Below are 4,970 nucleotides of genomic sequence, written 5' to 3'. Positions count from 1 at the left end.
GCCCTGCTTCGCCCGACCTGCCTCCACCCCACTCGCGAAAGCGACAGTGTGCCGCGAACTGTTCGCGTGGATCTGTCGCTTTGCCGGACCAGACGGCGTCCCGTGCCGCAGGACTGTCGCTTTCGGGCGCTCAGGCCTCGGTGCGGCGCGGGTCGCTCGGCGCCGTGGCCCGCGCGGCCGCTGCACCGGCGCGGCCGAGCGTGCTCTCGCGGGGGACGAGCTCGCTGCCGAGCACCACGGTGCGGTGGACGTGCATCGGGTCGGAGAGTTCCTCGAGCAGCAGGGCCACCGCGGTGGCGCCCATCTCCTCGCCGTGCATGGTGACCGAGGTCAACGGCACCGCGCCACCCCACGCGACCGAGTTGTGGTCGCACCCCGACACCGGGATGTCCTCGGGCACGCGGATGCCGGCGGCTCGGAGCTCGGAGACGACCGCCATCGCGAGCAGGTCCGTGACGCCCAGGACGCCGTCGGGCCGTTCGGCGACCGGCATCGCGGCGATCCGCGCGCCGGCGTCGGTGCCGCCGGGCGGGTCGATGTCACCGGCGTCGACGTCGACGAGTTCGACTCCGGGGTGTTCCGCGATCGCGCGGAGGAGCCCCGCGCGGCGACGGGCCACCGGCTGCAGGTCGGGCCGGGCACTCACGAAGCCGATGCGTCGGCAGCCCTGCTCGATGAGGTGCTGAGCGGCCACGTACCCGGCCTGCTCGTTGTCGACGACCACCGAGCAGGCGTCCACCTCGGTCGGTTCGTAGTTGACGTAGACGACGGGCAGGCCGTGCTGCTTCGCTGCCTCGACCTGTGCGCGGGACTCCGTCATCGAGGCCAGCAGGATGCCGGACACCCGGGTGCTCTCGAGGAACGCGAGGTGTTCGCCCTGCGCCTCGAGGTCGTTCTCGCTGCTGGCGACGAGCAGGGTGCGCCGGCGTTCGCGGGCGGTCGTGTGCGCGCCGCTGACCACGTCGGTGAACAGCGAGTTGCGGAGCGAGGCGACCACGAGACCGATCGCCCGGGTGCTGCCGGACACCAGTGCCCGGGCGTTGCGGTTCGGCGTGTACCCGAGTTCGGCGATCGCGTCGTGCACGCGTGCGGCCGTGGGCTCGGCGACCCGCTCGGGGTGGTTCAGGACGTTCGAGACCGTCGCCAGCGAGACGCCGGCGCGAGCTGCGACGTGGTGCACGCTCGGCGGGCCGTCGCGCCGGGGGACATGCACCATGCTCCGATCGTAGGCCGCAGCGGCGGCCGATCCGTGCCGCAGAGCCGGGCAGGCTGGTGGGCAGACGCGAGGCGGTCGGCTACGCGTCGGCGACGGAGGACTGCCGGACCACGAGCTCCGGCGTGAACTCGACGTGCTCGAGGTCGATGCCCTGCCCGAGCTCGACCTGCTTCGTCAACAGCTCGATCGCCTGGCGCCCGAGGTCCTGTGCAGGCTGGCGCACCGAGGTCAACGGGACGACGGCTGCCTCGGCGAAGGCGATGTCGTCGTAGCCCACGATCGCGATCTCGTCCGGCACCGCGATCGTGCCGCGCATGATGAACGCCTGTTCGAGGCCGACCGCGAGCAGGTCGTTCGCCGCGAACACCGCGTCCGGCCGTTCACCGCGGGGGCGTGCCTGGAGTTCTTCGCCGATTCGACGTCCTTCGAGCACCGACAGTGACGCGGTCGGCAGGACCTCGAGCTCTATGCCCGCTGCCCGGGCCGCCGACAGTGCCCCGGCGTGCCGGTCGGCAACCTGGCGGATGCTGGACGGGCCACCGACGAACGCGATGCGTGTCCGCCCGATGGCCGCGAGGTGCTCGACCGCGATGCGACCGCCCGCGACGTCGTCCACCGACACCGAGGCGAAGTGCTCGTCGTCGGCGCGGCGGTCGACGAGCACGACGGCGGTGCCCTGGTCGCGCAGGCGGGCGAGGCGGGACAGGTCGTCACCGGCGGGGGAGATGAGCAGGCCGGCGACGCGGCGTTCCTCGAACAGGTCGACGTAGGTGCGCTCGCGGTCGGTGGACTCGTCGGAGTTGCCGATCAGGACGGCCAGGCCCTTGTCCATCGCGGCGTCTTCGGCACCGCGCGCGACGTCGGTGAAGAACGGGTTGCCGCCGTCGAGCACGATGAGGCCGACGGTGGAGCTGCGGCCGGCCCGGAGCTGGCGTGCGGAGTCGTTGCGGACGAACCCGAGCGCGGCGATGGCGGACTGCACTCGGTCGACAGTGGTCGGGGCCACCTTGTCAGGGCGGTTCAGGACGTTCGACACGGTCCCCAGGGACACGCCGGCGAGCGCTGCCACCTCTCGCACACTGACCGCCATGTGGCCATCCTGGCATCGCACCTGCGCTTCCGGGCGGTGCGCGCCGTGATCTGTGGAAAACGGCGGACGGGAGGCGCGGTGCGGGCTGGACCCGGGCCTCCCGTCCGGTGGGTGGGCAGGTCCACCGCACGGTGCGAGATTGTGGGTGCGGCCGCGCCCCGTGCGTGCTCAGCTCCGGCGTCGCACCGTGCGTGCTGCGCCGCCACGTGCGAGGTTGGCCGCTCGGTGCGCGCTTGCAGCGCCGCACGGAGTGGGCAACCTCGCACCGAGTGAGCGACCGCGCACCGAGTGAGCGACCGCGCACCGAGTGAGCGACCGCGCACCGTGCGGACGCGGGCGCGCCGCACGCGGACGCGCACAGCACGGACTTGCTAACGCCCGCCGGGGCGCACTATCGTCTCGCTGTCCCGTTGAAACGATTCACTGACGAACACGCGAACGGAGGACCAATGGCGGTCCGAATCGGAGCCCGGAGCACCACGGGCTGGAAGGCGACCGTCTCGGTCGCCATGTCGAACTACATCGAGTCGGGGTCGATCATCGCGATCGCCACGAGCCTCAGTCTGTGGCAGGCGCAGTTCCACGTCGGCGACCTCGAGGTCGGTCTGCTGGCGAGCCTGTCGGCGAACGCGTTCGGCGCCGCCGCCGGCGCCATCATCGGCGGACCGCTGTGCGACCGCTACGGCCGGAAGTTCATCTACACCTACGACCTGCTGCTCTACATGCTCGGCATCCTGCTCGCGGTCTTCGCCGGCAGCTACGGCATGCTGTTGGTCGGCTTCATCCTGACCGGCATCGCGGTCGGCGCCGGGGTGCCGGCGAGCTGGACCTACATCGCCGAGCAGGCACCGGCGGACAAGCGTGCGGCCCACGTCGGCACCGCGCAGCTCGCCTGGTCGATCGGCCCGATGGTCGGCTTCGCGTTGGCCATCGCCGCCGCACCCCTCGGACTGCTCGGCAGCCGGCTCATCTTCGCGCACCTGTTCGTCGTCGCCGCCGTCGTCTGGTGGCTTCGCCGCGGGCTGCCGGAGTCGGCGATCTGGAAGGACGAGCGCGCCGCGACCGGCACCGCGAACTTCTTCCACGGGATCACCCAGCTGTTCAGCCGGCGCCGGAACCTGACCGCGATGCTGTTCCTGTTCGGCGTCTACGCGCTCTGGAACACCGTCGCCGGGCAGGCAGGCATCTTCCAGCCGCGGGTGTACTCGGCCACCGGGGTCACGAGCGTCACCGAGCAGTACGGCCTGCAGATCCTGGTGTGGGGCTGCACGGTCGCCGCGACCTACTTCGGCTTCATGCGCTACGGCGACCGGGTCAGTCGACGGTTGCTGTTCGCGCTCGGCGCGGTGCTCGCGATCGTCGCCTGGGCCGTCCTGATTTACGCACCGGCGAACCTCGGCACGCTGCTGTTCTTCGCCGTGACGTGGGGCATCTCGTCGGGCATCGGTGCCCAGGCGTTCTACGGCCTCTGGACGAGCGAGCTCTTCGCCACCCGGTACCGGGCCAGTGCGCAGGGCGTGCTCTTCCTCGCCGCGCGGGTCATGGTCGGTCTGCTGAGCATCTGGTTCCCGCTGCTGCTGTCGGACATCGGACTCCGTGCACTCGGTGGACTCATCCTGGGGCTCCTCGCGATGTCGTTCCTGGTCGGCACCATCTGGGCGCCGCGCACGCAGGGCAAGACGCTCGAGGCGATCGAGGCCGAGCGGTACGGCACCGTGACCACCGTCACCGGTACCGTGCGCACCGCCGATGAGCGCGCCGTGCAGGACGCCGAACGGCGTCGCCGCGCCGAGGCCGACCGGTGACCCGCGTCTGCTTCCGACTGCAGGTGCAGGCCGAGCACCTGGACGCCTACCGCGAGCGGCACGCCGCGGTCTGGCCGGCGATGCTCCGGGCGATCGCCACGGCGGGGCGGCGGAACTACTCCCTGTTCCTCGACGACGACGGCCTGCTGATCGGCTACTACGAGACCGACTCGGTGGCCGATGCCGACGCGTCGCTCGCGGCCTCCGAGGTCGCGACCGCGTGGGAGGCGCACATGCAGGACCTGTTCGACGGTGCCACGGGTCGGGCGGACCAGACCGCGCGGGTGCTGCCCGAGGTGTTCAACCTGGAGGACCAGCTGGCGGCCGCCGCCGAGTGAGGAGCGGGGGAGCGGGTAGCGTCCGGTCCATGGCCGACGTGACCCACGCCGCGGACCTCGGGATCGACCTGTCCGACGGCAAGCCCCAACAGCTCTACCGGTGGTTCCTCGCGAGCATGCTCTTCGGCCGGCCCATCCGGCAGGAGCAGGCGGCGGAGACCTACCGCGTCCTCATCGACCACGGGTTCACCAGCCCGGGGAAGTTCGCGGGCGCCGGACGCGAGCAGTTGCGGAGGGTCCTGGACGAGGGCGGCTACGCGCGGTTCGACTACCAGATGACCGATGCCCTGCACGAGACGATGCACACGCTCGACGCCGACGAGGGCTCCGTGTCGCACCTGGTGAAGACCGCGGCGTCGCGGAAGGACCTGCGCGAGCGACTCGGCGCGCTCAAGGGGATCGGTCCGAAGACGATCGAGATCTTCCTGCGGGACATCCCGGACGCGGTGCTGCCGGACTGAGCGCGAGTGCGTGCCCGGATGACTTCGTGAGCAGAAACGGTCGAGTCTGACGCCCCGACC

General features: G+C 71.4%; 5 protein-coding genes. 3 read left to right on the top strand and 2 right to left on the bottom strand.

Annotated elements, in window-relative coordinates; all coding sequences use genetic code 11:
• Positions 1 to 130: 130 nt before the first annotated feature.
• Entirely contained in the window at positions 131 to 1,216 is a 1,086-nt protein-coding gene (locus GVL05_RS19460) for a LacI family DNA-binding transcriptional regulator (protein ID WP_123338735.1), read from the bottom strand.
• Between the two features lie 79 nt (positions 1,217 to 1,295).
• Positions 1,296 to 2,306: a LacI family DNA-binding transcriptional regulator gene (locus GVL05_RS19455; RefSeq protein WP_123291975.1), complete on the bottom strand. Its 1,011-nt coding sequence runs from the start codon at positions 2,304 to 2,306 to the stop codon at positions 1,296 to 1,298.
• A 449-nt stretch (positions 2,307 to 2,755) separates the two neighbouring features.
• On the opposite strand from GVL05_RS19455, the gene GVL05_RS19450 reads away from it, so the two are divergent.
• From GVL05_RS19450 to GVL05_RS19440, 3 genes are read left to right on the top strand one after another with little or no spacing between them, the layout of a single operon-like run.
• Positions 2,756 to 4,111: an MFS transporter gene (locus GVL05_RS19450; protein WP_200849283.1), complete on the top strand. Its 1,356-nt coding sequence runs from the start codon at positions 2,756 to 2,758 to the stop codon at positions 4,109 to 4,111.
• Entirely contained in the window at positions 4,108 to 4,449 is a 342-nt protein-coding gene (locus GVL05_RS19445) for an L-rhamnose mutarotase (protein ID WP_123291976.1), read from the top strand. Before GVL05_RS19450 ends, GVL05_RS19445 begins: the two co-directional genes overlap by 4 nt.
• Before the next feature lie 29 nt (positions 4,450 to 4,478).
• Positions 4,479 to 4,910 carry a DNA methylase gene (locus tag GVL05_RS19440; RefSeq protein WP_159574211.1) on the top strand — a complete coding sequence of 144 codons (432 nt, stop codon included), beginning with the start codon at positions 4,479 to 4,481 and terminating at the stop codon, positions 4,908 to 4,910.
• Positions 4,911 to 4,970: the final 60 nt, after the last annotated feature.

The sequence above is a fragment of the Curtobacterium sp. 18060 genome (assembly GCF_902706105.1).
GTDB lineage: Bacteria > Actinomycetota > Actinomycetes > Actinomycetales > Microbacteriaceae > Curtobacterium.
Note: the sequence above shows the minus strand (reverse complement) of the source record. Positions and strands in the feature narration are given on the sequence as shown.